Annotated in this window: 17 protein-coding genes and 4 pseudogenes; 10 read left to right on the top strand and 11 right to left on the bottom strand. The window is 57.6% G+C overall.

Annotated elements, in window-relative coordinates:
* The first annotated feature begins 15 nt into the window (after nt 1-15).
* Both pyk and MHK00_RS00340 read left to right on the top strand, forming a co-directional pair.
* Nucleotides 16-1,431, top strand: a complete 1,416-nt coding sequence (gene pyk / locus MHK00_RS00335; protein ID WP_100067822.1) for a pyruvate kinase — start codon at nt 16-18, stop codon at nt 1,429-1,431.
* 293 nt (nt 1,432-1,724) lie between these two features.
* Nucleotides 1,725-2,615: a cation diffusion facilitator family transporter gene (locus MHK00_RS00340; protein ID WP_005324622.1), complete on the top strand. Its 891-nt coding sequence runs from the start codon at nt 1,725-1,727 to the stop codon at nt 2,613-2,615.
* Between the two features lie 30 nt (nt 2,616-2,645).
* On the opposite strand, the pseudogene MHK00_RS00345 reads toward MHK00_RS00340, so the two are convergent.
* Together MHK00_RS00345 and MHK00_RS00350 are read right to left on the bottom strand one after the other, a co-directional pair.
* A pseudogene (locus MHK00_RS00345) lies at nt 2,646-3,373 on the bottom strand (IS1634 family transposase); the annotation flags it as partial.
* 36 nt (nt 3,374-3,409) lie between these two features.
* Nucleotides 3,410-4,753 carry an IS256 family transposase gene (locus tag MHK00_RS00350; RefSeq protein WP_250410007.1) on the bottom strand — a complete coding sequence of 448 codons (1,344 nt, stop codon included), beginning with the start codon at nt 4,751-4,753 and terminating at the stop codon, nt 3,410-3,412.
* A 72-nt stretch (nt 4,754-4,825) separates the two neighbouring features.
* Here MHK00_RS00350 and MHK00_RS00355 point away from each other — a divergent pair.
* Nucleotides 4,826-5,920: pseudogene (locus MHK00_RS00355) on the top strand (alkaline phosphatase); the annotation flags it as partial.
* Nucleotides 5,921-5,990: 70 nt separating this feature from the next.
* Here MHK00_RS00355 and MHK00_RS00360 read toward each other — a convergent pair.
* Together MHK00_RS00360 and MHK00_RS00365 are read right to left on the bottom strand one after the other, a co-directional pair.
* Nucleotides 5,991-8,381, bottom strand: a complete 2,391-nt coding sequence (locus tag MHK00_RS00360; RefSeq protein ID WP_250410008.1) for a glycogen/starch/alpha-glucan phosphorylase — start codon at nt 8,379-8,381, stop codon at nt 5,991-5,993.
* A 221-nt stretch (nt 8,382-8,602) separates the two neighbouring features.
* Nucleotides 8,603-9,810 (bottom strand): annotated as a pseudogene (locus MHK00_RS00365) (IS110 family RNA-guided transposase).
* Nucleotides 9,811-9,816: 6 nt separating this feature from the next.
* Here MHK00_RS00365 and MHK00_RS00370 point away from each other — a divergent pair.
* Both MHK00_RS00370 and MHK00_RS00375 read left to right on the top strand, forming a co-directional pair.
* On the top strand, nt 9,817-10,308 hold the full coding sequence (locus tag MHK00_RS00370) for a substrate-binding domain-containing protein (RefSeq protein ID WP_250408703.1): 492 nt from the start codon (nt 9,817-9,819) through the stop codon (nt 10,306-10,308).
* Between the two features lie 372 nt (nt 10,309-10,680).
* On the top strand, nt 10,681-12,480 hold the full coding sequence (locus MHK00_RS00375) for a siderophore-interacting protein (protein WP_250408704.1): 1,800 nt from the start codon (nt 10,681-10,683) through the stop codon (nt 12,478-12,480).
* 40 nt (nt 12,481-12,520) lie between these two features.
* On the opposite strand, the gene MHK00_RS00380 is transcribed toward MHK00_RS00375, so the two are convergent.
* Both MHK00_RS00380 and MHK00_RS00385 read right to left on the bottom strand, forming a co-directional pair.
* The gene (locus tag MHK00_RS00380) at nt 12,521-13,882 is read right to left on the bottom strand and encodes a DHA2 family efflux MFS transporter permease subunit (RefSeq protein ID WP_250408705.1); all 1,362 of its coding nucleotides are present in this window, start codon (nt 13,880-13,882) and stop codon (nt 12,521-12,523) included.
* A gap of 80 nt (nt 13,883-13,962) precedes the next feature.
* Entirely contained in the window at nt 13,963-14,406 is a 444-nt protein-coding gene (locus tag MHK00_RS00385; RefSeq protein WP_158522254.1) for a MarR family winged helix-turn-helix transcriptional regulator, read from the bottom strand.
* 316 nt (nt 14,407-14,722) lie between these two features.
* On the opposite strand from MHK00_RS00385, the gene MHK00_RS00390 reads away from it, so the two are divergent.
* A complete protein-coding gene (locus tag MHK00_RS00390; RefSeq protein ID WP_250408707.1) occupies nt 14,723-15,142 on the top strand; it encodes a hypothetical protein in 420 nt (139 codons plus the stop codon).
* Nucleotides 15,054-15,347, top strand: coding sequence for a hypothetical protein (locus tag MHK00_RS00395; RefSeq protein ID WP_250408709.1), 294 nt, complete (start codon nt 15,054-15,056; stop codon nt 15,345-15,347). The genes MHK00_RS00390 and MHK00_RS00395 overlap by 89 nt, the downstream gene beginning before the upstream one ends.
* 64 nt (nt 15,348-15,411) lie before the next feature.
* Here the strand turns inward: MHK00_RS00395 and MHK00_RS00400 are convergent, their stop codons facing one another.
* From MHK00_RS00400 to MHK00_RS00415, 3 genes and pseudogenes are all read right to left on the bottom strand, one after another.
* The gene (locus MHK00_RS00400) at nt 15,412-15,852 is read right to left on the bottom strand and encodes a DUF1990 family protein (protein WP_250410009.1); all 441 of its coding nucleotides are present in this window, start codon (nt 15,850-15,852) and stop codon (nt 15,412-15,414) included.
* 7 nt (nt 15,853-15,859) lie between these two features.
* Nucleotides 15,860-16,468, bottom strand: a pseudogene (locus MHK00_RS00405) (transposase family protein); the annotation flags it as partial.
* Nucleotides 16,469-16,705: 237 nt separating this feature from the next.
* Nucleotides 16,706-17,911, bottom strand: coding sequence for an amidohydrolase (locus MHK00_RS00415; RefSeq protein ID WP_250410010.1), 1,206 nt, complete (start codon nt 17,909-17,911; stop codon nt 16,706-16,708).
* 36 nt (nt 17,912-17,947) lie between these two features.
* Between MHK00_RS00415 and MHK00_RS00420 the strand changes: the two genes are divergently transcribed.
* Entirely contained in the window at nt 17,948-18,346 is a 399-nt protein-coding gene (locus MHK00_RS00420) for a hypothetical protein (protein WP_250410011.1), read from the top strand.
* Here MHK00_RS00420 and MHK00_RS00425 read toward each other — a convergent pair.
* On the bottom strand, nt 18,343-19,425 hold the full coding sequence (locus MHK00_RS00425; RefSeq protein WP_250410012.1) for a glycerate kinase: 1,083 nt from the start codon (nt 19,423-19,425) through the stop codon (nt 18,343-18,345). The genes MHK00_RS00420 and MHK00_RS00425 overlap by 4 nt on opposite strands.
* A gap of 199 nt (nt 19,426-19,624) precedes the next feature.
* Here MHK00_RS00425 and gdhA point away from each other — a divergent pair, with 199 nt between their 5' ends.
* Together gdhA and MHK00_RS00435 are read left to right on the top strand one after the other, a co-directional pair.
* Complete coding sequence (gene gdhA / locus MHK00_RS00430) at nt 19,625-20,971, top strand: NADP-specific glutamate dehydrogenase (RefSeq protein WP_040425289.1); 1,347 nt, start codon at nt 19,625-19,627, stop codon at nt 20,969-20,971.
* 200 nt (nt 20,972-21,171) lie between these two features.
* Complete coding sequence (locus MHK00_RS00435) at nt 21,172-21,930, top strand: DivIVA domain-containing protein (RefSeq protein ID WP_005328793.1); 759 nt, start codon at nt 21,172-21,174, stop codon at nt 21,928-21,930.
* Nucleotides 21,931-22,121: 191 nt separating this feature from the next.
* Here the strand turns inward: MHK00_RS00435 and MHK00_RS00440 are convergent, their stop codons facing one another.
* Entirely contained in the window at nt 22,122-22,769 is a 648-nt protein-coding gene (locus MHK00_RS00440; RefSeq protein WP_005328791.1) for a hypothetical protein, read from the bottom strand.
* Nucleotides 22,770-22,896: the final 127 nt, after the last annotated feature.

Below are 22,896 nucleotides of genomic sequence, written 5' to 3' on the forward strand. Positions count from 1 at the left end.
AATAGGCCAATAATGCTGGATAGAAGAACGAAGATTGTTTGTACTCTCGGCCCTGCCGTTGCTAGCGAGGACGGCATCTTGCGCCTCGTACAGGACGGCATGGACGTTGCCCGCCTGAATATGTCTCACGGCGAGCATGCAGACCACGAGGCGAATTACAACTGGGTGCGCCAGGCCACCGATAAGACCGGCCGCGCCGTAGGTATCTTGGCGGACCTTCAGGGTCCCAAGATTCGCCTTGGCCGCTTTATCAACGGCGAGGAGCAGTGGGATAACGGCCAGATCGTCCGCATCACCGTGGACGATATCGAAGGCACCCATGACCGCGTTTCCACCACCTACAAGGGCCTGGCCAAGGACGCCAAGCCAGGTGACCGCCTGCTGATCGACGATGGCAAGGTTGCCGTTGTTTGCAAGGAAGTCGACGGCAACGACGTCGTCTGTGAGGTCACCGAAGGTGGCCCGGTTTCCAATAACAAGGGCGTTTCCCTTCCTGGCATGGATATCTCCGTGCCGGCTTTGTCGGAAAAGGATATCGCTGACCTGCGCTTCGCTTTGAACCTTGGCGTTGACCTCGTGGCGCTGTCCTTCGTCCGCTCCCCAGCAGACGTGGATAAGGTCCACGAGATTATGGACGAAGAGGGCCGCCGCGTTCCGGTCATTGCCAAGCTGGAAAAGCCCGAGGCGGTAGACGCGCTCGAGTCCATCGTGCTGGCATTCGATGCCATCATGATTGCTCGAGGCGACCTCGGTGTTGAGGTGCCGCTGGAGCGCGTGCCACTGTTCCAGAAGCGCGCTATCCAGATTGCTCGCGAGAACGCTAAGCCGGTCATCGTGGCTACCCAGATGTTGGATTCCATGATTTCCAACCTGCGCCCGACCCGTGCAGAGGCTTCTGACGTAGCTAACGCCGTTCTCGACGGCGCCGATGCCGTCATGCTCTCTGGTGAGACTTCCGTGGGTATTGACCCGCAGAACGTCGTGCGCACCATGTCCAAGATCGTGGCTAATGCTGAAGATGGTGGCAAGGTTCCACCGCTGTCCCACGTTCCGCGCACCAAGCGTGGTGTGGTGTCCTATTCCGCCCGCGATATTGCCGAGCGCCTCAATGCAAAGGCCATCGTAGCCTTTACTACCTCCGGCGATACCGCTAAGCGCGTGGCTCGCCTGCACTCCCAGCTTCCGCTGTTGGCGTTTACGCCGGACCCAGCGGTTCGCTCCCAGCTAGCTTTGACGTGGGGTGCTGAGACCTTCTTGAGCCCGCACGTTAAGTCCACCGATGACATGATGGAAGCTATCGATGATGCATTGCTGGAGATGGACAGGTACGAGGAAGGCGACATGATTGTCGTCATTGCTGGTACTCCTCCAGGAATTGCTGGCAACACCAACATGATTCAGTGTCACTTGTTGGGTGAAACCAAGAAGTAGATTTTTGGCACGAGCGCCGCGACCCACCCTTTAACACGTTCCACGGCTCGCGGCGCTTTTCTATATACATTTATACAAATGTAGATTTATATTTACCTCGAGTACACTCAGCGGTTGCTTTCCTGACATGCGGCTGCAGTACTTTTTGGTTGTTCATGTTTCAGCTTCTCTACACATTCAAAGGACAACTGCACAATGACCTAAATCAGGCCGACTTGGCCTCAGTGGCTGCGCTTACCGCCATCCATTTTCAATTAATTGTCAATAAGCGTCGACGGGGATAGGCTGAGTGCATGGCACACGAGCACCACGACCACGATCACTCCAGCACGCCGCTGCGCGCACTCTTGATTGCGCTAGGCATTACCGGCACCGTCTTCTTCGCGGAGCTGATCGGCGGCTGGTTGGCGGGTTCGATGGCGCTGATGGCGGATGCGATGCACATGCTTTCCGACGCTGCGGGGTTGATCATCGCGGTGTTAGCGGTGTTGGTTGGGCGCCGACAAGCATCGGCTCAGGCCACGTACGGCTACCGACGAGTGGAGGTGCTTGCTGCACTGGCGAACGCAGTGATGGTGCTGGCGATCTCGGTGTGGATTGTCGTCGAGGCGGTGCGCCGCCTGCAGAGCCCGGCCGAAGTGCAGGGAAAAACGATGCTGATCATCGCGGTGATCGGCCTGGTGGCGAATGCGCTATCGGCGTGGGTTCTGCACCGGCACCGCAAATCCTCGATCAACGTGGAGGGCGCGTTCTTGCACGTGTTAGTGGATATGCTCGGCTCGATCGCAGTAATCGTGGCCGGCATCGTGGTACTGACCACGGGGTTTGTGGCGGCGGACGTGATCGCCTCCCTAGCGATCGCGGCGATGGTGCTGCCGCGCGCTTGGCAGCTCATGCGGCTTTCGGCGAGCGTGCTGCTCGAGCAAGTCCCGGCGGACTTCGACGCCAGTGCGATCGAGCCCGCGCTGCGGCAGGTCGAGGGCGTTGCTGACATCCACGACCTGCACCTGTGGAGCCTGGACGGCGTGAACGTGCTCACGACCGTGCATATCGTGCGCGACGGCACCGTCGGCACCGGCCCGCTGTTGGATGCCGCCCAGCAGGCCCTGCGCGAACACGGTATCGAGCACTCCACCATCCAGATTGAGCACCCAGAGCACGAATCCCACGAGACGGTGTGCTGATTCCCTTCTAACCTGACTTAGGCCAATTTTGTGCGGAAGTTCGCGGCCGGTGATTACTTGGATGGTGGCAGTGAGGTCGGGCGGGAATGGTACGGCGGCGTGAATGGTTTCGCCGCCAACGACGAGTTGAAAGCTGCGGTATTTCTTGAGTGTTCTCACGAGGCGTTTGATGAAGTGACCACTGCGGGTCTCCATCAGGTGGGTCACGGCTAGTGCTGCCATCACAATATTGAGATGTGCTGTGATCGAGTTTTGTTTCCTCGCATAGATTGGGCGTGCTTTCAGGTCTGATTTCGACATCCGATACGACATTTTCAATGTGGAATAGCCTGCGGTAATGCCCGATAACCTCCTGGGCGGGAAGAGCGGTCAGGTCGGTTTCATAGCCTTTAATTCCGGCTAGGGCTCGGTGTTTGGCAGCAAGAGCGTAGTTGACCTTCTTGTTCGGGGTGGAAAGATCGAAATAGCGGTTGCGCTTAATGGCGATTTCGCCGTCAACAGCGCGTTTGGCTTTTGCGACTTGCTCTTTGATTCCGCGCAGGCCGCGTCTGGCCCGATCATAGGAGTACTGGAAGTGGGTCACCGTATTCGGGGTTGTGTGTTTGCGCGCATCGCTTGCCGAGGCTTGTGTCCAGATCTGGCCGTGGGCGTAGGCTTCACCAGGGATTTCCCGCCGCCAGGTTTCAATCACCTCAGGCACGGTGGGGTTTCACCGACAAAATGTAGTGCAGACCTGCATCTATCAATGCTTGCTTGTTCGGAGGGTATCAAGTTGGTTGTGTGTGGGGCTAGGTTTATAGGTATTTGTCGAAGCTGTCGGGGTAGGCCACGGCCATTTGGTTAATGGCTTGTTTCCAGCCGGAAACTCGGGCTCCTTCCATGAGTCTGCCGGCTGTTGCTGAGACTCGTTTGCCTTGCTTTGCCCTCTTTGCGGCTCGTTTGTCTTCGATGTTGCAGATCATCAACCATAGCGTCTTGAGCGCTGATTCATTGTTAGTGAACTGCACCCTGTTGTGGGTAGCTTTCCGCAGTTCATTGTTGAATGATTCAATCGAATTCTTCGTGTAAATGACCTTGCTGGCTGCTGGTGGGAACTGGAGAAACGGTACGAAACGCGCCCATGCATCTCGCCAGACTTTGACTGAGCGTGGATACTTTTCTGCCAATTCAGAGGCTTCAAATTCGTCTAAGGCAGCCTTAGCTGTGGACTCGTCCGTGGCGGTGTAAATCTTTTTCAACGCGGCCGATACGCCCCGGCGATCTCCGTAGGCTACCCACCGGTTAGCGGCACGAATCAGGTGCACGATACAGGTTTGCACCATAGAGTTCGGCCAGGTTGCCTTTACTTCTTCCGGCAAGCCTTTCAGCCCGTCACAGCAGACGATAAAGACGTCTTTAACCCCACGGTTAGAAAGATTGGCGCATACCTGCGCCCAAAATGAAGCGCCTTCTTCTTTGGCAATCCACAATCCCAAAATGTGCTTAATACCGTCCAGGTCCACGCCGATTGCCATGTACGCAGATTTGTTGACTACTCGGCCGCCGTCGCGGACTTTAATGCGCAACGCATCGAGAAAAATGACCGGGTAGAACTCGTCTAGCTGGCGGTTTTGCCAGATCATGACCTCATCGAGGACGGCGTCAGTAACCGCTGAAATCGTCTCATGGGAAATATCAACACGCATCGCCGTTGCCATATGATGCTGGATATCCCTAATTGTCATCCCACCGGCGTACAAGCTAACGATCATGTCATCGACATCAGTCAATCTCCTCGAGCCTTTAGGGACCATAGTTGGCAAGAATGTTCCAGCCCGATCTCTTGGCACATCAACGGTGACTGGCCCGTAGTTAGAATCCACGGTCTTTGGATACGACCCGTTGCGGTGATTGTCTGTTCTAGCTGCAGCTTTAGCGCTCCTGTCGCCAGACTCGTAGCCTAGGTGGGCATCCATTTCAGCGTTGAGGCCTCTGGTAATCGAGGCTTGTAGCATGCCGCGAACTAGGTCGTTGGCATCCGTGGTGGATGTGCCTAGGTTATCAATCAGTTTCGCGATTTCAGGGTTAGCAAGAAGCTTCTTTTCAATCGCATCAATCTTGGCCTTATCAGCCGGATCTCGTCTCGCCACAGTAGTCATTCTGGTCCATCTCCTTATGCGGGTTAGGTACCCACACACAAACCATCAGACACTCTCTATTCCGAAGCCACTCCGGCGGCGTGGGCCGCGCACAACAAGGACCGCGATAAGCTGCAGGACATTAGCCGTGAGATGCTCGGCAGCGACCTTGACGTTGTCATGGCAGCTGGTCACCCGTTCTACGACAATGACCACCAAAAGGTCGATACTCCGGACTACAGCTTTATGTACGAGGAGGACTACGCCAAGCTTTCCGCCGGCGAGACCGACTGGAACTACTTTGAGTCCAACGATGACTTCAAGAAACTGGCGGAAGGCGACGTCAAGCCGGGCCAGAAGTACTGGGGTATCGCACAGGTAGGATCCACCTTGCAGAACTCCCGCTCTGGCGAGACGAAGGAGCCGTACTCTGACCCGCTTAACGACGTCGTGGATCTCCCCACCATGACCACCGGCGCACTCAACGCACTGGGGCAGGATGAGGATGGATTCTCCGTCATGATCGAGGGCGGTGCCATCGACTGGGCTGGACACGGCAATAACCCGGTGCGCGACATCGAAGAGACCCAGGACTTCAACAAATCGGTCGATGCCGCCATCAAGTGGGTAGAGGAGAACTCTTCGTGGGAGGAGACCCTGCTGGTTGTTACCGCAGACCACGAAACCGGCTATCTCTCCGGTGCGAACGAGGCTCCGACTGAGGATAACCCTGAGGCGGATAACCGCTTCAACGCTATGGAAGGTGAGAAGGGCAAGGTTGCTCGCCACGGTTGGTACTCCGGTCAGCACACCAACCAGTTGGTGCCGTTCTTCTTCAAGGGCGCCGGCTCCGAGGACATCATGGCCCGTACCTCTGGAACCGATTCGGTCCGCGGTGACTACATCGATAACACCCTGGTAGCCAACTTGACCTTTGATGAGTGGTGGAACGATGGCACCGGCCAAGCAGGCGACCCAGAGCAGCCAGAAGACGCTGCCAACCCGTCCGATGACGCTGATGCCGGCAAGGAAGGCAGCAGCAAGGGCTTTGCTGCTGGTCTAGCTACGGGTCTGGGGATTCTGGGCGCAGTTGTCGGCGGCCTCGGCTTCCTAGCTACGCAGATGGGTGTGCTTAACATTGACTTGAAGCCTATTTATGAGCAGCTCAAGCGCGTGGGCCTGCGCTAAACAGCATCAGGCACACCGCCTACATAAAGGTCCTGCCCTTCGCCGTGGAAGCGAAGGGCAGGACCTTTTCTTAGCGCTGGGAAATCGGGGTCGGTTGGATCTTCCACACCTCGTTTGCGTAGTCGGCGATGGTTCGGTCCGAGGAGAAACGACCGGAATAGCAGATATTCAGCCACGCCTTCTTGGCCCAGGCAAGTTGGTCTGCCTCGTATTCGGCAGCCATGCGGTCACGGGTTTCGCGGTAGTCGGCGAAGTCACCTAGGACGTAGTACTGGTCTTGGGCGTGCTCCCCGAAGCCGTCGAGAAGCGAGGCGCGCAGATCGCCGAAGATACCGGCATTGTCTGCGCCCAGGGTGCCGTCGACAAGCGCATCCAGTACGCGGGCCAAGCCTGGCACGCTCTGGTAAAGCTCGCCCGGGTTGTACTCGGCGCGCAGCTGCGGCAACTCCTCATTGCGGGCGCCGAAGATATAAGCGTTGTCCTCGCCAACCGCCTCGACGATTTCTACGTTTGCTCCATCCATGGTGCCCAAGGTCAGGGCACCGTTCATCATGAACTTCATATTGGACGTGCCGGAGGCTTCCTTGCCAGCCACAGAAATCTGCTCGGAGATATCAGCGGCCGGGATGATGTGCTCTGCGGGGGAGACGTTGTAATTCTCTACAAAGACGACGCGGATGATGTCCTTGGTGGCCGGGTCATTATTGACCAGGTCTGCGATGGTGTTGATGAGCTTAATAATCGCCTTGGCGCGGTCATAGCCCGGCGCGGCCTTGGCACCAAAGATGAAAGTACGCTTCGGCACGGTTTCGCCCTCGTCCTTGATACGGAAGTAGAGGTCAAGGACGTAGAGGGCATTCATCAGCTGGCGCTTGTACTCGTGCAGGCGCTTAATCTGTACATCAAAGATGGAACCGGGATCAACGTCGGCGCCCTGGTGGTCTTTTACCCAGTTAGCAAAGTCGCGCTTGTTGGCCTGCTTGATGGCGATCAGTTCTCGTAGTAGGTCAGCATCGTCTGCCTTCTCGGCGAGCTGGGCAAGCTGGGTGAGATCTGTAACCCACGCATCGGAACCAGCCTGCTGGGTGAGCAGTTCTGCCAGGCGCGGGTTGCACATCTTCAGCCAGCGGCGCGGAGTGACGCCATTGGTCTTATTGTTGAATTTTTCTGGCCAGAGCTCATGCCACTCGGACAGCGTATCGGCCTTGATGATTTCCGTGTGCAGGGCGGCGACACCGTTAATGGAGTAAGCGGCGTAGCAGGCGATCCAGGCCATGTGAACCTGTCCGTTGGACACCGGCGCCATGTAGTCAATGCGACCCTGATCCAGGCCGCGATGGGCCATATCTTCGCGGAAGCGGCGATCGATTTCTTCCACCAACTGCCAGATGCGCCAGAACAGTTTTTGGAAGATGGACACTTCCCAGCTCTCCAGGGCCTCTGCGAGCACGGTGTGGTTGGTGTAGGCGAAGGTCTCGGTGACGATCTTCCACGCCGCATCCCAGCTCAGTCCATGGTCATCAAGCAAAATGCGCAGGAGCTCTGGGATGGCGAGCACTGGGTGGGTGTCATTGAGCTGGATGGAGTTGTACTGCGCAAAACCGGTGAGGTCCTCGCCGTGCTGGGCAATGTAGTTATCCACCATGGTCTGCAGGGATGCGGAGACAAAGAAGTATTGCTGGCGCACACGCAGCACCTTGCCTTCGTAGGTGGTGTCGTTGGGGTAGAGCACGCGGCAGATGTCCATGACGCGCTCGCGATCGACAATGGCCTCCGTAAAGCGCTGGGAATTGAAGGCATCGTAATCGAATTCATCGATGGGCTCGGACTTCCACAGGCGTAGCGTGCCTACGTTATCGGTTCCATAGCCGGTGATAGGCATGTCATAGGGAATGGCGCGCACGTCCATGTCATCGAAGTGGACGTGGCGTTGTTCGGAGGCGCGGCGGATGATGAAGTCATAGCCGTTTTCCATCCACGCATCAGGCTGTTCCTTCTGGAAGCCATTCTCAAAGGACTGGCGGAACAGGCCGTAACGGTAAAGCAGGCCATAACCGGTGACGGGGTAGTCCTGGGTGACAGCGGAATCGAGGAAGCAAGCGGCAAGACGGCCGAGGCCACCGTTGCCAAGCGCGGCATCGTGCTCAGCTTCGAGGACATCGCTCAGCTCGTGGTCGGCAGCGGTGGCCGCTGCCTTGGCATCGTCGACCAAGCCCAGGTTGGTGAGGTTATTGAGCAGCGCGCGGCCCTGCAGGAACTCCGCAGAGAAGTAATGCTGCTGGCGGGTCGCGGCATAGGCGGAACGGGTGCGCTCCCAGTTATCGGCAATCTGCTCCATGACGGCGCCGGATAGGCCCGACCAGAACTTGCGGTAGGAAGCGCTGTGCGGGCTCACACCGGAGGCCGCACGAACATGGGAGGGAACGGTGGATTCGAAAACAGAGTGCCGTGGCTGGCTCATGTGAAACCTTAAGTTAGTGGGAAGTCACGAAACGTCTGCCAGCTTAATAGGATTGGCGCAGCCTTGCAGGGGGGTGTTCCTATATAGGTTGTCAACTTCATGGGTGAGGTTGTTGGGGGTGTGGAGGGCTTCTGCTTCACTTCGGCGATGTTGTTTTCGGGCCCGTTGAGGAGCCGATTGGGCTTGCTGCTCAATCGGCTTGAGGAGCGGTTCTGGTGGTTTTAGGCTGCTGTGGCCTCCTGCGCTGTGGGGATGTCTCGGTAGAGCTCGCCGCTGCGCATCATGGCGAAGAGAACGTTGAAGCGTCGGCGTGCGAGTGCGACGACTGCGGCGTTGTGTCTTTTGCCTTCTTTGCGTTTTCGTTCATAGAATTGCCGGGAACGCTCGTGGAATCTGATCGATGCAAAAGACGATTGCCATAGGGCGTTCTTTAGTTTTTGTTGCCAGCCCGGTTGGGCGAATTCGACATAATGGACGTTCCTGATTGATTTGTCCGTGGTGATAGGCCTGCATAGGACGCTAGGTGCGCTGCATCGGGGAAGTCGGACATATCGCCAACAGTCATGAGGATCTGCGCAGCACTACGCGGGCCGATGCCGGGCATCGATAAAAGAATCTCGGTTTGAGGAATGTCCTTAATGAGCTTGAGTACCTGCGCTTCGATTTGCTTGCGATGCTCTAGTTTGGCTAGCGCGTCTTTGGCGGACATTGCTACGCCTAGTTCGGCGTATTCTGCGCCGGCAATGGACACGGTCTGGGCGTGGATGGCGGCAAGCATGGCATCGATGACAGGCTCAGGATTGCGCGCTTTGTGGCTGCGTGCAAAGGCTGCCAGGCGTGTTCTGCCGATGCGTCGAATCTTGGTGGGGCCACCGTATTTTGCACGTAGGTGGAGGATCCACTTTCGGTGAATCATTTGTCCGCGCAGGACATGTTCGAAGGCAGGATAGGTTCCTACGAGCGCGGATCGCATCTGGTTAATCAGGCGTGTGTAGGCCCGGGCGAGGTCTTCGTCGATACCGTTGAGAACTTTCAACTGGATAAAGACTTCCTCAACGCGGTCGACACTGCGCAGGGCGTCCGGAAGGTTAAGACCGGCATGGGCGATGACGTAGGCGTCGCGTACATCGGTCTTGGAGTTGCCGACGTGGATGCGAGAGAGCTGTCGCATCGCAAGCCCCGGTAGATAGCGAACGTCTGCCCCCATGTCTTGGGCGACCGCGACGGTCAACCGGCCGATGTTATTGGGTTGATCGACAATGACAAGGACCGAGGCATTGTCGGCGAGGAATTGGCCGAAGAGCTTGCGTAGCGCGCCTTCATGCTGGTCGATACGTTTGGACAGGACTTGTCTGCCTTGGGGATCGAGGACGCAGGCGTGGTGGAAGTATCTGCCGACGTCCACGCCAATGACGAAGTCATAGGCCATGGGTGTATGCCTCCTAGCGATGATGAGGATCAGAAGCGTTTCGCTGACGTGAAGGAAAAATTGCCGAACCTCGCGGGTAAAATCGGCATTGTTTCTCAATTCGCCCAGGGATCCTTTGGTGCCGTTGCAGACCCTGAGGATCCGGGTGCATCCTTCATCTACGATTTGGGCATGAAGTTCCCGGATAAGCTGACTGACGGTACGGTTCCAGTTGATAAAGGCCGCGTCACGCTTTCTCCGGAAAACGTATCCTACCTGGCCGCTGATTTTATGGTTATTTATAACCGCACCGGCTCAATCGAAGAAGTTGAAAATACTCCGGGATACAAAGATTTGCCGCAGGTGAATTCCGGTGCGACTCTCGCTGGTGACGAGGCGGTCGTCGCTGGACTCAACAACCCGACGAGCCTGAGCCGAGCTTGGGTGCTGGACAAGACAATGCCGACGCTGGAAAAGTTGGAAAGTAGTCAAGGTCCGCACGGCTCCGATACTTGCTAGATAGGGCCCGCTCCTTTGCAGCAGGTTGTCATGAACGCCTTCCGATTTATCGGAAGGCGTTCTCTTCAATGGACTGCATCAAAGGTAGTGGTGCGTCCGTTCTTGCCTTTCCGGCACGGAAAACCAGCGTCAGTCTTTCCGCATCTTCGCTCACCGGCGCAGCACGATGACTGCACTAAAAGGTGCGTAGGTGGGCCGGAAAATGCTTAGGGCTGGGAGAGGCGTGCACAGTATCGGCAAAACTTAATAAGAAAATAGGCCATCGAACAAAGTGAATTAAAAGCCATCTAGACCGAGAGGGGAATGGTCTCAAATATGCCAAGGAACAGTCGGAGCAGGGAAATCTATCCAATTTCTTACCGGGAATTATACGTGGAAGATATCGAAGATATATCGCCATCCGTGCGGCGTATTACGCTTAGCGGGGAGCAGCTCCAGGAGCACGAACACGATGGTATTTCCGTTCCTTCGCTGATAAGCCATGGTTTTGACGACGACGTTCGGCTCATCTTCCCGGATCCGGAAACTGGGGAACGGCCGCACCCAATCGCCCAAAAAGATGGCAACCTCCTGTGGCCAGAAACTGTTAAAAATCTCTTCCGCACATACACGGTTCGCTACTTTGACGCTGTTAACGGGCGGTTAGCAATTGATTTCGCTCGCCATGGCGAGGGCTTGGCCGAAAACTGGTCACAGAATGTCCGGATCGGTGACGCTATTTTTGTGGCAGGTCCAAAGTCGTGTGCACAGTTACCCACGCATACCGATTGGCTTTTCTTGGCCGGAGACGAGACTGCGCTCCCAGCAATCGGCCGCTGCCTCGAGTCGCTCCCGTCTGGGCATGATGCGATTGCGGTGATAGAGGTTCCGATGAGTGCTGATATTCAAGACTTAGACATTCCAGATTCAGTTCACGTCCACTGGGCGATACGTGACCAAGGCGACGACTTCGTAGCAAAAACTAGTGTGCTCTTTGAAGAGACTGCTGATTCACAATTGCCTACTGGAGAAGCATACGTATGGGCGGCGGGGGAGGCGTCCCGGCTGAAAACACTGCGGCGATTGTTCAAAGCTTCCGGAAATTCCCCTGAGCATAGGGAAATCACAGGCTACTGGCGGCGTACCAGCCAGAGCGACGCTAAAGAAAGCGCATCGAGCAGCAGCAATAGTGTTTTGCACAATATCCATGATCTGGCTGAGTTGAATTCAGCCTTTGCGCTCCGCACTGCCGTGCGTTTAGGGCTCTTCCAAGAAATCGATGCGGGTGCCACTACAGTCCCTGCTCTTGCTGCTGCGACAGAACTGCACGAGGAGGCGCTCCGGAGGTTTATCCGTTACCTGGCGGCTCTTCAACTCGTCGAAGTACGCGAGCGCACCCTCGCGCTGACCGCAATGGGACTGGAACTGGCGGACCCGGACTCCAATGTGGTGCGTTGGCTAAGCGGGCCTGCGCATCTTGAGGCGATGGCACTGATGCGTCTTGAACACAGCCTTCGTACCGGTGAGGCGGCTCCTCAAGGCGAGAGGGGATTGCCGTGGTCAGAATATGTATGCCGTGACCCGCAACTCGCGGCCGAACGCATTGAGCAAAAGAATATGAGCGCTGGCTGGACTGCTCCGTCCGCAGCACAGACGATGCAGCAGCACCTGGATGACACCGCTAGCGTTCTGATTATTGGCCAGGGAGGTGCAGTATATGCAGATGAAATTCTCCGGCGATGTGAGCATGCCCAGAGCAGGGTTATCACCGATGCTTCCTCGGAAGCAGTGCTACGGGAAATCGCAGGAGCTTCTCGTGAACGGTGCGAAACGAGTGGCGATGGAACTGGCTTTAATCCCACTGATGCGGACTATGCGTGGGCAACTGATGTAGTCTTCATTGATCCCTGGAGTATCTTTGGCAACGCAGAGGTGACTGCCCAATTAGACCGCGCCACTCACGGGGATGCGTTCCATCGGGCTTATATCCTTTCCGAGGTTCTGGAGGAAACCGGCGGCGATGAGCATTCCTATGAAGAGGACTTGGTGAGGCTTTCCATGTTCGGCACCAAGGTGCCGACACAGGAAGATGTCAACGCTGTTGTCGCTGATAGCGGCGGTCTTATTTCTTCTGCCACGGCTGTTGGCTGGGGTAAACATCTTTTCGTTCTGGAGGCAGAAGCGAATTCCTAAAGAGGAGCCTCGGTGGGCCAAACGCCTCGAGCTTTACCATTTATTTCCGGACCACGGTCCCGCGCGGGAGCCGGGTGGCCGTGGCCGCCATAAGCGTGGTGAACACGGTGAAGTAGGCGAAGGTCGACCATCCGACCCCGTGGGTAAGGGTCATCAGCACCGTGCAGACGGATACGCCGAGTGCGCTGCCAAGTTGGGTCGCTATGCGGCCTGCAGCACTGGCATGGACGACTTCATCTTTGGTTAAGCCGTGGTAGGTCGCGGACATCGTGAGCACAGTAAGGGCTCCGATGCCGCCGCCGCGCACGAATAGCCCGCAGCCTTGAAGGATGAGCCAGCATGTCGCCTGGCCGATGGGAAAGGCGAAAGGTAGCGTTCCGATAATAGTGGCGGCAATGCACATGTAGACGGTCTTACGCGTACCCCATCGAGCGATAAACTTTTTCGACGCCGAGCGGCTGAAATACGCACCCACACTTTGTAGGGCCAGCAGAAGTCCCGCATCCAATGCGGTGTAGGCGTAGTTGCCCTGATAATGCAGCGGAATGAGGAATAGTCCGCCATAAAACACGGTGCTCGCAATGGCCAGCGTTGCCCACGCTGAGGCAAAAGAGGGGTGGGCGAATAGGCGGACATCGATAAGCGGCGACGGCGCCCGGAGCGCATGCAGGACAAAGTAGCCAATCAGCCCTGCTCCGGCGGCGAGGACAATTATGCTTGTCCAAGAGTTCATATGTCCGATGGTGGTAAAGCCATAGACCACTGCGAGCAAACCCGGGGCGAGCAGGAGGTATCCCGTGCGGTCCAGCTGGGCTGCTGTGTCTGCTGGAGTCCGTTCTAGGTAGTGGGTAGCCAGCGCAATCGCTGCGATGCCGATGGGAACGTTGATGAGGAAGATGGCGCGCCAGCCGATGGCATCGACAAGCAGCCCGCCCAGTAATGGGGCAATCGCGGGTGCAATGACCGCAGGGAGGCCGATTGCGGTAATGGCGCGCGTGGCCTGATCCTTCCCAGCGTTGGTGACGATGAGGGTCTGCATCACCGCTACCGAGAAGCCTGCCGCGAATCCCTGCAGGATGCGGAAGGCGATGAGCATGTCTATATGTGTAGAGACCGCGCACAGGATTGAAGCGATGGTGAAGACTGCCAGCGCGGTAATCCAGAGATTTTTGGCGCCGAAGCGGCGCGTTGCCCAGCCGCTGAGAGGAATGGCCATAGTGGAGGCCAACCCGTAGCCGGTAATGACCCATTGGGCGAGAACTATCGGTGCGTTGAAATCCTCGCCAATGGAATGAATGGCGACGTTGACGATGCTGATATCTAGCAGCGGCAAAATTGAGCCGAAGACTAGGGCGATGACGACCCGCCTAGTCTGGGGGTCGAGTTTTTCTTCTTCCTGCATGAGGGGTTCCCTTCGAAGTGTGTGCTCACAAGGCGTGGTGAGGTGTGGTCATGATGGAGAGAGTGATGGTGGTGTGTGGTTTAGTGGGCGAACGGTCCGTCGTTGGTGAGGTCGGTGAGCATTTCCGCGAATTGTTGTTGTGCGGGCTCCGGCCAGCGGGCGAGGAACTCTTCCAATTTTTGGGTCAGGCGCGAGCGCATCACGGCGACGTTGTCTTGGCCCAGTGGGGTTAGCGACAGTTGTATCCACCGCGCGTCGCGGGGATCGGTAGCGCGCGCGATGAGCCCGGCTTTTTCTAAGGCCGAGGCGTGGCGGGATACCACCGAGCGGTCCAGGCCGATAACGGTGGCGAGCTCTTTCGGAGTGGAGGGACCGCAGCGGTCTAGGCCGCTGAGTACTAAATACGTGGATTCATTGATTTCTTCACCGAGCCCCTGGGTGAGGTGGGCGTACATGCGTCGGCGGAGGCTGCGCTGGGAAAGTAGTCCCAGTGCGTCGGCGACTTGTTTGCTTGGAGTGTCCATGCCGGCAGAATACATGCGGAGTGCACGCGTGTCTAGTGCACGCGTGTTTATTGCACGCTAATTTTGGCGAGATGATCGTGGTAAAGAGCGGAAAGCGTATAAAGTAACCGCGTTTGTCCATTTTCTGGCCCGATTTTTGGCGAAACGCGGTTGTTTTGGACAGCCTGAGGCTCAGCCGTATCTCTTACTGAAGGGAGGAGCACCGAAATCACAAATGAGCCTTCCGGTTTTCCAATTCCGGTTCCCCGTGCACGCACTTTAACTTTCTGGAACGCCAGGATGAGAAAGAATAGATCTAGTTAAGGAGTACAAAGCAATGGCTGAAGAAACTGCACGCGCCCTTGGGTACGAAGTAGACGTGGACCGCGAGAAGTTTACTTACCTGGCATCGACTGATGCCGAGGGCAACAAGATTGAATCCGGCAAGGTTGCTGCAGCGGGAGCTGGTGGAACGGGGGCCGGTGCAGCCGGAACCGTAGCTGCCGGTGCCGCTGCAACGGCGAACGCGGATGAGCAGAATGATTCCGTGACCCAGAGTGATTACGAGCCGAAGAACCACGTCGTTGCTGGTGCTGAGGAAGAACACGTCGCCGCCGCGTCCGAGCAGCCGGATCTGCAGGAAAAGCTGGATGAGGACAACGCGGACTATGAGCCCTCAGAGCACGTCGTGGGCGAGGCCGAAGAAGAACACCATCGGCACCGCCCCGGAGCAGCCGGAAGAGGATGCGGCAGATGATGAACGCGATGAATTCGATGACCTGAAGGACAAGGTCACCGAGGCCGGCAATGTCGTTGAAGAAGCCATCAACCGCGCTGAGGACTTCTTGGAAGACAAGGTGCAGGAATACCAGGACGGATCCGGCAAGAAGGGCGGTTTCTTTAACCGCGTGAAAGACGTTGTGCGCGAGGCTCGCGATAACCTCGACGAGAAGCGCAAGTAGTTAACTACGTCTGGGCTGCTGCTTTTCCCGTAGGGGGAGAGGCAGCGGCCTTTGTGCTGCCGCGCTAGTCCAGCGCGTGCAGGTAGAACCGGCGGATAAGGATGCGGCGGGGGATATCGACAAGCGGGCGCAAGAAGGGCAGGAAGGGCTTGGAGGCGGCATCGATAAGCAGCAGCGTCCGCCCATCCCGCAGGCGCTCTAAGGTGAAGGTTTCCTCGCCGCGCTCGACGTGGCCGGTCAAGGTGCCGTAGGTAAAGCCGCAGCGGCCATCGTCGGTGAAGGTCTCGACCACGCGGCAGTGGAAATCGAACGGGCCAAGGCCCATGGTGACCTCGGCGCCTTCTTGTACGACTGGGTGGGTGGGGCTCACGCGGAATAGGCCGCTGCGCTGGATGCCCCAGCGAAAGAGCCGGTGGGCTGCGGTATCGAAATCGGCGTCGATGACCCTGCTCATGTGCAGCTGCGGAAATCCGGCGGTGTCGGAATAAGAAAGCGGCTCTGGCATCTTAAGTGCCGTAGGCGGCGAACGCTGCGGCCAGTGCGGCGCGGGCATCAGTACCGTTTTCTGGCAGAGCGAACGCTGTGGTTCCGACATCGAATCTGCTGGCATCATCGATAATCTGGTAAATCGTGATATGTGTGTGGGCATGGTCAAAGAGGCGGTAGACCAGTCCATCGATTTGCCAGAGTTCACCGACGAGATCACGGGCGAAGCGCTTATAGGAGCTGCGTGGCCGTTTGCGGGCATTGGCATCAACAAATCCCAGCTCATGAAGCCACGAGGCGATTGTAGAACGCGACGGTGTGGAATCTGGGCCTACAGTGTCAACCAAGAAGTAGTAGATCGACCAAGGCCCATAATCCAAGCCTTGCTCCATCAACTCCTGCCTGGCGTGGACGACTGCGATTTTATCGGCCTCGTCAAATTTCTTAATCGGATTCTTCGGGGCAGTCGAATCAGGCACAATACCTGCGCGACCCTTCTGCGCTATCCGGCTTTTGATGTTGTGGTACGTCTGCCGCGAGATTCCTAATTCTTTGCAAAACTGTGTGACCGTCTTGCCGTCACGAACGGGATCGAAATCTGCGACCTTTCTACGCTTATGCAATGGAATAGCCATCCAGCTATTCCACCGCCGCAAACGTCCAAAAGCCACTAGACATCCCGTCCAAAAACATCCTGGACTCCCTGTCCAAAAAGTCGCTAGACATCACACGACTAGTTTCACTGTCCTTTCAGACGGAGGGAACGGAAATAAACATAACCCGCCCAATCGGGGGACAGACCATGAATCTTCGGCGCCCTGAGGTGGAACTGCTAACAACGTAATGGGGATAGGGAAAGGCGCGCCGGGTACCTAGGGCTTTGCCAAGTAGGTCAATGCCGCACCATATGCTGCCCGGGTGGAGGCATAGACGGTCGGGGCGTAGTCCGGAAGGAAGGTCGCCTGGTGGTTGACAGGCGGATCTTCTAACTCATTTTCCGGGGTGCAGCCGATGTGCCAGAAGACATAAGGTACGCCCCATGCCTGTGGTAGATAGCAAAAGTCCTCAGAGGCGGTAGAAGGGGAGGCGATGACCGAATTGGAGCCGAAGGCGGCATCGAAAACCTCGGCCACTGGTGCGTGGGCCGTGGCGTCGTTATCGGTGACCTCGCCGTGAGCGTAGTACTCAAAGGTTGGGTCTTGTTCGCTTCCGGACGCCACACACTCGGCCTTGACCATGCGCTCGAGGGAGGCATAGATCTTTTCCGCGAGTGCGGGATCGTAGTAGCGCGTATTGAGTACGAGCTCGGCGGATTCGGGAATGATGTTGTTTTTATCGCCGGAGTGTAGCTCGCCTACAGAGATGACAAAGAACTCGTGTGGGGCAACTTCGCGGCCCACGATAGCTTGGAGGCGGGTGACGATCATGGCCGCGATATAGGTGGGGTCGATGGAGTTATGGGGCATGGAAGCATGGGCCGACTTTCCAAAGACGCGAATGCGCAGGGAATCGCAGCCGGCCATGATGGGGCCTGCGGTGTGGCGCACAGTGCCAGCTCGGCCGGGCATGATGTGTTGGCCAAGGCAAATATCGGGACGCGGCACGCGCTCGATGAGTTTATCGGCCAACATGTCCTTTGCTCCCATGGAGGATTCTTCAGCCGGTTGGAAAAGGGCGAGGAAAGTGCCGGACCAAGAGCTCCGGGAGGCGTCGAGAAGCGCGCAAGCGCCCAGCAGCGCCGTGGTGTGCATATCGTGCCCGCAGGCGTGCATCTTTCCATTAGTGGCGGCATAGGACACGCCGGTGGCTTCCTCGACAGGCAACCCATCGAAGTCTGCGCGCAGCAGGGCGGTAGGCCCATCGCCGTTGCGGAAGATAGCGACCATACCAAAGCCGCCGATGTTTTCTACTACCTCGCAGTCAAAATCGGCGAGCTTGGCGCGGATGCGACCGGCGGTGCGCTCCTCTTCATGCGAAAGCTCGGGGTGGCGGTGCAGGTCCTCATAAAAGTCCTGCTGCCACCCCAGATCGGCTTCTTGGGAAGTGACGAGCTGGGCGATGCGGGCAGAATCAGACATGGTTTCACACCTTAGGGATTGGGTAGGGTTGGCGCTATGCCGGTTATTCAATTTGATGTTTTGGTTCCCAACGCGCAAGCAGAGCGCGTCGCGGACATCTTTACCACCGCCACCGACAAGCTGGTGGAGAGCGGTTCGCTTTCCTCAGCTGACGTTACCCGCCCCAAGGCGCCGCAGTTTCCAGAGGGCTTGGAAGAGCAGCTGCGGCAAAATTATCGCGACGAGCATGAGGACCGCGACCTTGCGGACGCGAGCGTGCACCGCTATGACATCGCGGTGGCGGGCGTGAGTGGCTCGGTTAACCAGCTGGGCATGGTGCTCTCGCGCCTTCTCACCCCGCATGCAGTCCTGCCCAAGGACCACGTATTGCTTGAAGATGAGCTGGCGCATGAGCGGCCCGCAATCTTCCCGTGGTCGCTGTCCATTCGGCCTTAGAGCTGCTTGACGATGTCCCCGGCGGCCGCCGCCAGCTGCTGGGCCAACGAGCCTTCTTGGCTAAGGGGAACGCAGTAGGCGTCGGTGTCATGCTCGAAGGAGCCGGCGATGATGCCCACGGGAGTTCCGGCTTGCCGGGCGAGATCCGTGATGGTTCCGACTGCCTTGCCGGTCAGAGACTGTTCATCAAAGCGGCCCTCGCCGGTAATGACGAGATCGGCCGAAGCGATCTTTTCCGGAAGGCCCAGTGCAGCGGCCACGTGCGTGCCGCCGGACAGGACGCGCACGTGTTCGTCTGCACCCCAGAGGGTGCGCGAGAGCCAGGACAGGCCAATGGGAAGGCCACCCGCGGCGCCATAGAATACAGAATCTGCATCGGTGCCGGTAACCGCGCATGCTTGGAGCATGGCGCCGGCCAGCAGCGCTACTTGTTCGCCTTTAGCTCCCTTTTGGGGGCCGTACATGGTTGCCGCCTGCACTGGGGTAGCGCGGGTATCTGCCAACAAGGTGAAGTCGAGCATGCCCGCCTTGATATTGAGCTGCGCGGTATCGATGTGGTCCAGCTGAACTAGGGGAGCGCCGCCCTTGGGTAGGGCATAGTCGCGGGAGTCGTGCGCGGCGGCGCCGAGTGCGGTGAGGATGCCCATCCCGGCGTCAATGCTGGCGGTGCCGCCCAATCCCAGCACGATCGAGGTAGCACCGCGGGTTTCTGCGTCCGCGATCAAGACGCCGGTGCCATAGGAATCGGCGTGCAGCGGATCAAGGCTGTCCTGTACAGCGGGCAGCCCGGTGGCAGCGGCGACGTCAATGAACGCAGTGGTTCCGGCGAGGACATAGCTTGCCTGAGTCAAGCGGCCAATGGCGTCGGTAGTGGGCAGGGTAATGGTCTCGGCGGATTGTCCGCCGGCCGCTGCTGCCTGCGCGAGGACGGCAGCGGTGCCCTCGCCGCCATCGGCCATGGGCAGGGTGGTCACCGTGGCGTCGGGAAGCGCTTGGCGCACCCCCATAGCAATGCTGGCTGCGGCCTCGGGCGCGGAGGCGGTGCCTTTAAATGAGTCTGGGGCGACAACAATATGCATGCCCGTGATTATAAAGCCCGCCCGCGCTGGGACACGGTGCGACTTAAGATTCGAACGGTCTACAGAAAATATTTAACTTTATTGTCGCTGGTAAAAGGCGTTGTATGTCTCCCTAAAGCCTCGAGCCTGCTTGCATTATCGGTAGTTTGATAGGAAACTGGTATCTGTTCTTACAAGCCCACAGAATGGAATGCACACCATGTCAGTAGATAGCCAAATCTCTGAGTACTACGACAAATTGCTCAAGCGCAATGCGGGAGAACCGGAATTCCACCAAGCGGTTTCTGAGGTCCTGGATTCGCTGAAAATTGTCCTAGAAAAAGACCCGCAGTACGCGGACTACGGCCTGGTGGAGCGCCTGTGCGAGCCTGAACGCCAGCTCATCTTCCGCGTGCCATGGATCGACGATAGTGGCGACATCCAGGTCAACCGCGGCTTCCGCGTTCAGTTCAACTCCGCGCTCGGCCCCTACAAGGGTGGCCTGCGATTCCACCCCTCGGTCAACCTGGGCATCATCAAGTTCCTTGGCTTTGAGCAGATTTTCAAAAACTCCCTGACCGGCCTGCCCATCGGCGGCGGCAAGGGCGGTTCTGACTTTGATCCCAAGGGCAAGTCCGAGGTAGAGGTCATGCGCTTTTGCCAGTCCTTCATGACGGAGCTGCACCGCCATATTGGCGAATACCGCGACGTGCCGGCCGGTGACATCGGCGTCGGCGGCCGCGAGATCGGCTTCCTCTTTGGCCAGTACCGCCGACTGACCACGCAGCACGAATCCGGCGTCCTCACCGGCAAGGGATTGACCTGGGGTGGCTCCCTGGTTCGTACTGAGGCCACGGGCTTTGGCACGGTCTACCTCACCAATGAGATGATGAAGACGCACGGCGAGTCTTTCGACGGCGCCAAGGTTATCGTCTCCGGTTCTGGCAACGTGGCCATCTACGCCGCAGCCAAGGCCCAAGAGCTTGGCGCTACTGTAGTGGCCATGTCCGATTCCTCCGGCTACATCACCACCCCTAACGGCGTGGACATTGAGCTGCTCAAGGACGTCAAGGAAACCCGCCGTGAACGTATTTCCACCTACGCCGAAGAAGCTGGAAACGGCGTGGAATTCCACAAGGGGGGAAATATCTGGGAAGTGCAGGCAGACGTAGCTCTGCCGTGTGCCACCCAAAATGAGCTCGATGGCGATTCTGCCAAGAAGCTCGTTGACGGCGGCGTGCGTTACGTAGCCGAAGGTGCCAATATGCCGTCTACCCCAGAGGCGGTCCACGTCTTCCAAGAATCCAAGATCAACTTCGCGCCGGGCAAGGCAGCCAACGCTGGTGGCGTTGCTACCTCCGCGCTGGAAATGCAGCAAAACGCATCCCGCGACTCTTGGTCGTTTGATTACACCGATGATCGCCTCCACGCGATCATGTCCAATATCTTTAAAAACATCGATAGTACGGCCAAGGAATATGACCGTGAAGGCGATTACGTTGCCGGTGCAAATATTGCTGGCTTCAAGAAGGTAGCGGACGCCATGTTGGCACAGGGCGTTATCTAGCTGCTCACTTCTTCTTTCAAGCTCCCTTTCTGTGCTGCCTTTGTGTAGTGGAGAAGGGGAGTTTGTGCTGTAAATACGCGCCATAGATTGTGTGAGTGGGTGGGTGGAAGGCGATTGTTTGCACTGGAGGGGAAATCCGCAGTACACACTCGGTGTGTGGCCTCCACGTCTGGCACGTGAGGGCATGTAAAATTCGCAGCATGTACCGTGTCTTTGAGTCCCTAGATGAACTAGTCCAGCACTTGGAAGAGGCCCATAGCCTCCCCATGACCTCTAATTGCATGGTTCCGCGCCATGAAATGCTCGCGCTTCTCGACGACCTCCGAAACGCCCTGCCCGTTGAGATTGATGACGCGCAGGATGTCTTGGATAAGCAGGATGAAATCCTGCACGGCGCCGAAGAGCGTGCGGACCAGACCATCAATGACGCTAATGCGCAGGCTGATGACATCGTGGGCCATGCTCGCGAGGAGGCGGATGCCACGGTCTCCCACGCAGAACAGCATGCCGCCAAGTTGGTAGCTGATGCTGAAGCTCGCGCTCAGTCCATGGTGGAACAGGCCCGCGCGGAAGCAGACCGCACCATCGCTCAGGCCAACGATGAATATGAGCGTTCCGTGGCAGAAGGCCGTGCCGAGCAAGAGCGTATGGTTTCGGAATCTGAAGTTGTGCGCCGCGCTGATGAGGAAGCACACCGCATCGTGGAGTCCGCCCACACTGAGTCCAACCGTCTGCGCAGTGAATGCGATGAGTTTGTAGACGGCAAGCTAAGCGAATTTGAAACCACCCTCAATGGGCTGCTGCGCACCGTAAGCTCCGACCGCTCTGCACTGCGCGGCGGTGCCGGGGTCCGTTCCCGCGGCGGCGACTACCAGCCCTCGGGACGTGCCGGCGGCGTTGCGGGCGGCTCCCGCTACGCAGAAGGCGAGGCCTACGAGCGTCGCTATAACGAGCGCTAAACCTTTAAATTCTTTCTGCCCTTAAGCTTCATTTCCCGGAGGCACCCGGGCTAAGGAGCTTAAGGGGTGAGGGGTGGTTTAGCCCCTTATATCAGGCACGGCCAAAGGCTCTGGTGGGTGGGCAGACGGTTTGTCGTACACCGTCTGCCCACCCACCAGAGCCTTTATGTTTTCCTACCAGCGCAGGCAGTTCAGGAGGTTGCGCGGGAGCGAGGCTGTGTGGTGGGCACTGCCGTATTCGGTGCATGGGGAGCAGCTGTTAACGGCGTGTGTGTGGACGTGGCGCTGCTTTCCTTCCTCGATGTGAGACGCGCAGGCGCGGCGGATTGGACGGCCATACATGCTGCAATGATTGTGGTCACTAATCCAGGGAAAAGGAATGCAACGAGTGCGGTAAAGAAATAGGAAGACAGTGACGTCAAAGAACTATCACTAAAGTTCTGCGGAAAGCACACGGCGCACATACTCACTAGCGCACCTGTGGCAACCAGCATGGTGCCTACAGAAATAAGCGCCGTGGGAATGGTCTCCCGAGAAAACCAGGTAATGGCGCCTGCGCTTAGGGAAAAGATGAGTGCGCCGGTGAGCACCGAAAGGTCCATGCCAGTGGGCAATACCAGGATGGTGCCAGCTATCAAACCAGCAATGATGCTGCAGATGAGTGCAGTAAAGAGGCGAATCCCACTAGCGCCATAGATTCCTGAACGGTCCGGCCGTGGAGTCGCGTGCACGAGCGTGCCGGCAATGGTTAATACCGCGGCAGGAAGGCAGCTAAACACGGCGAATCCGAGTGCGATGCTGCGTGGATCCGTGGAGGCTAGCGCCAAGTGGTAAGTCATGCCTCCACACTAAAGACGGCATTGGCTTGGGCAAAGGCTAATCCGGAAAGGCATAGGCCCTTTTACTTTAAACGACAGACTCTTGACAGAAAGTTTGCCTGTGCTGGCCGCTAGGCGGAGTTTGCGG

The sequence above is a fragment of the Corynebacterium tuberculostearicum genome (genome assembly GCF_022347385.1).
In the GTDB taxonomy this organism is placed as follows: domain Bacteria; phylum Actinomycetota; class Actinomycetes; order Mycobacteriales; family Mycobacteriaceae; genus Corynebacterium; species Corynebacterium tuberculostearicum_M.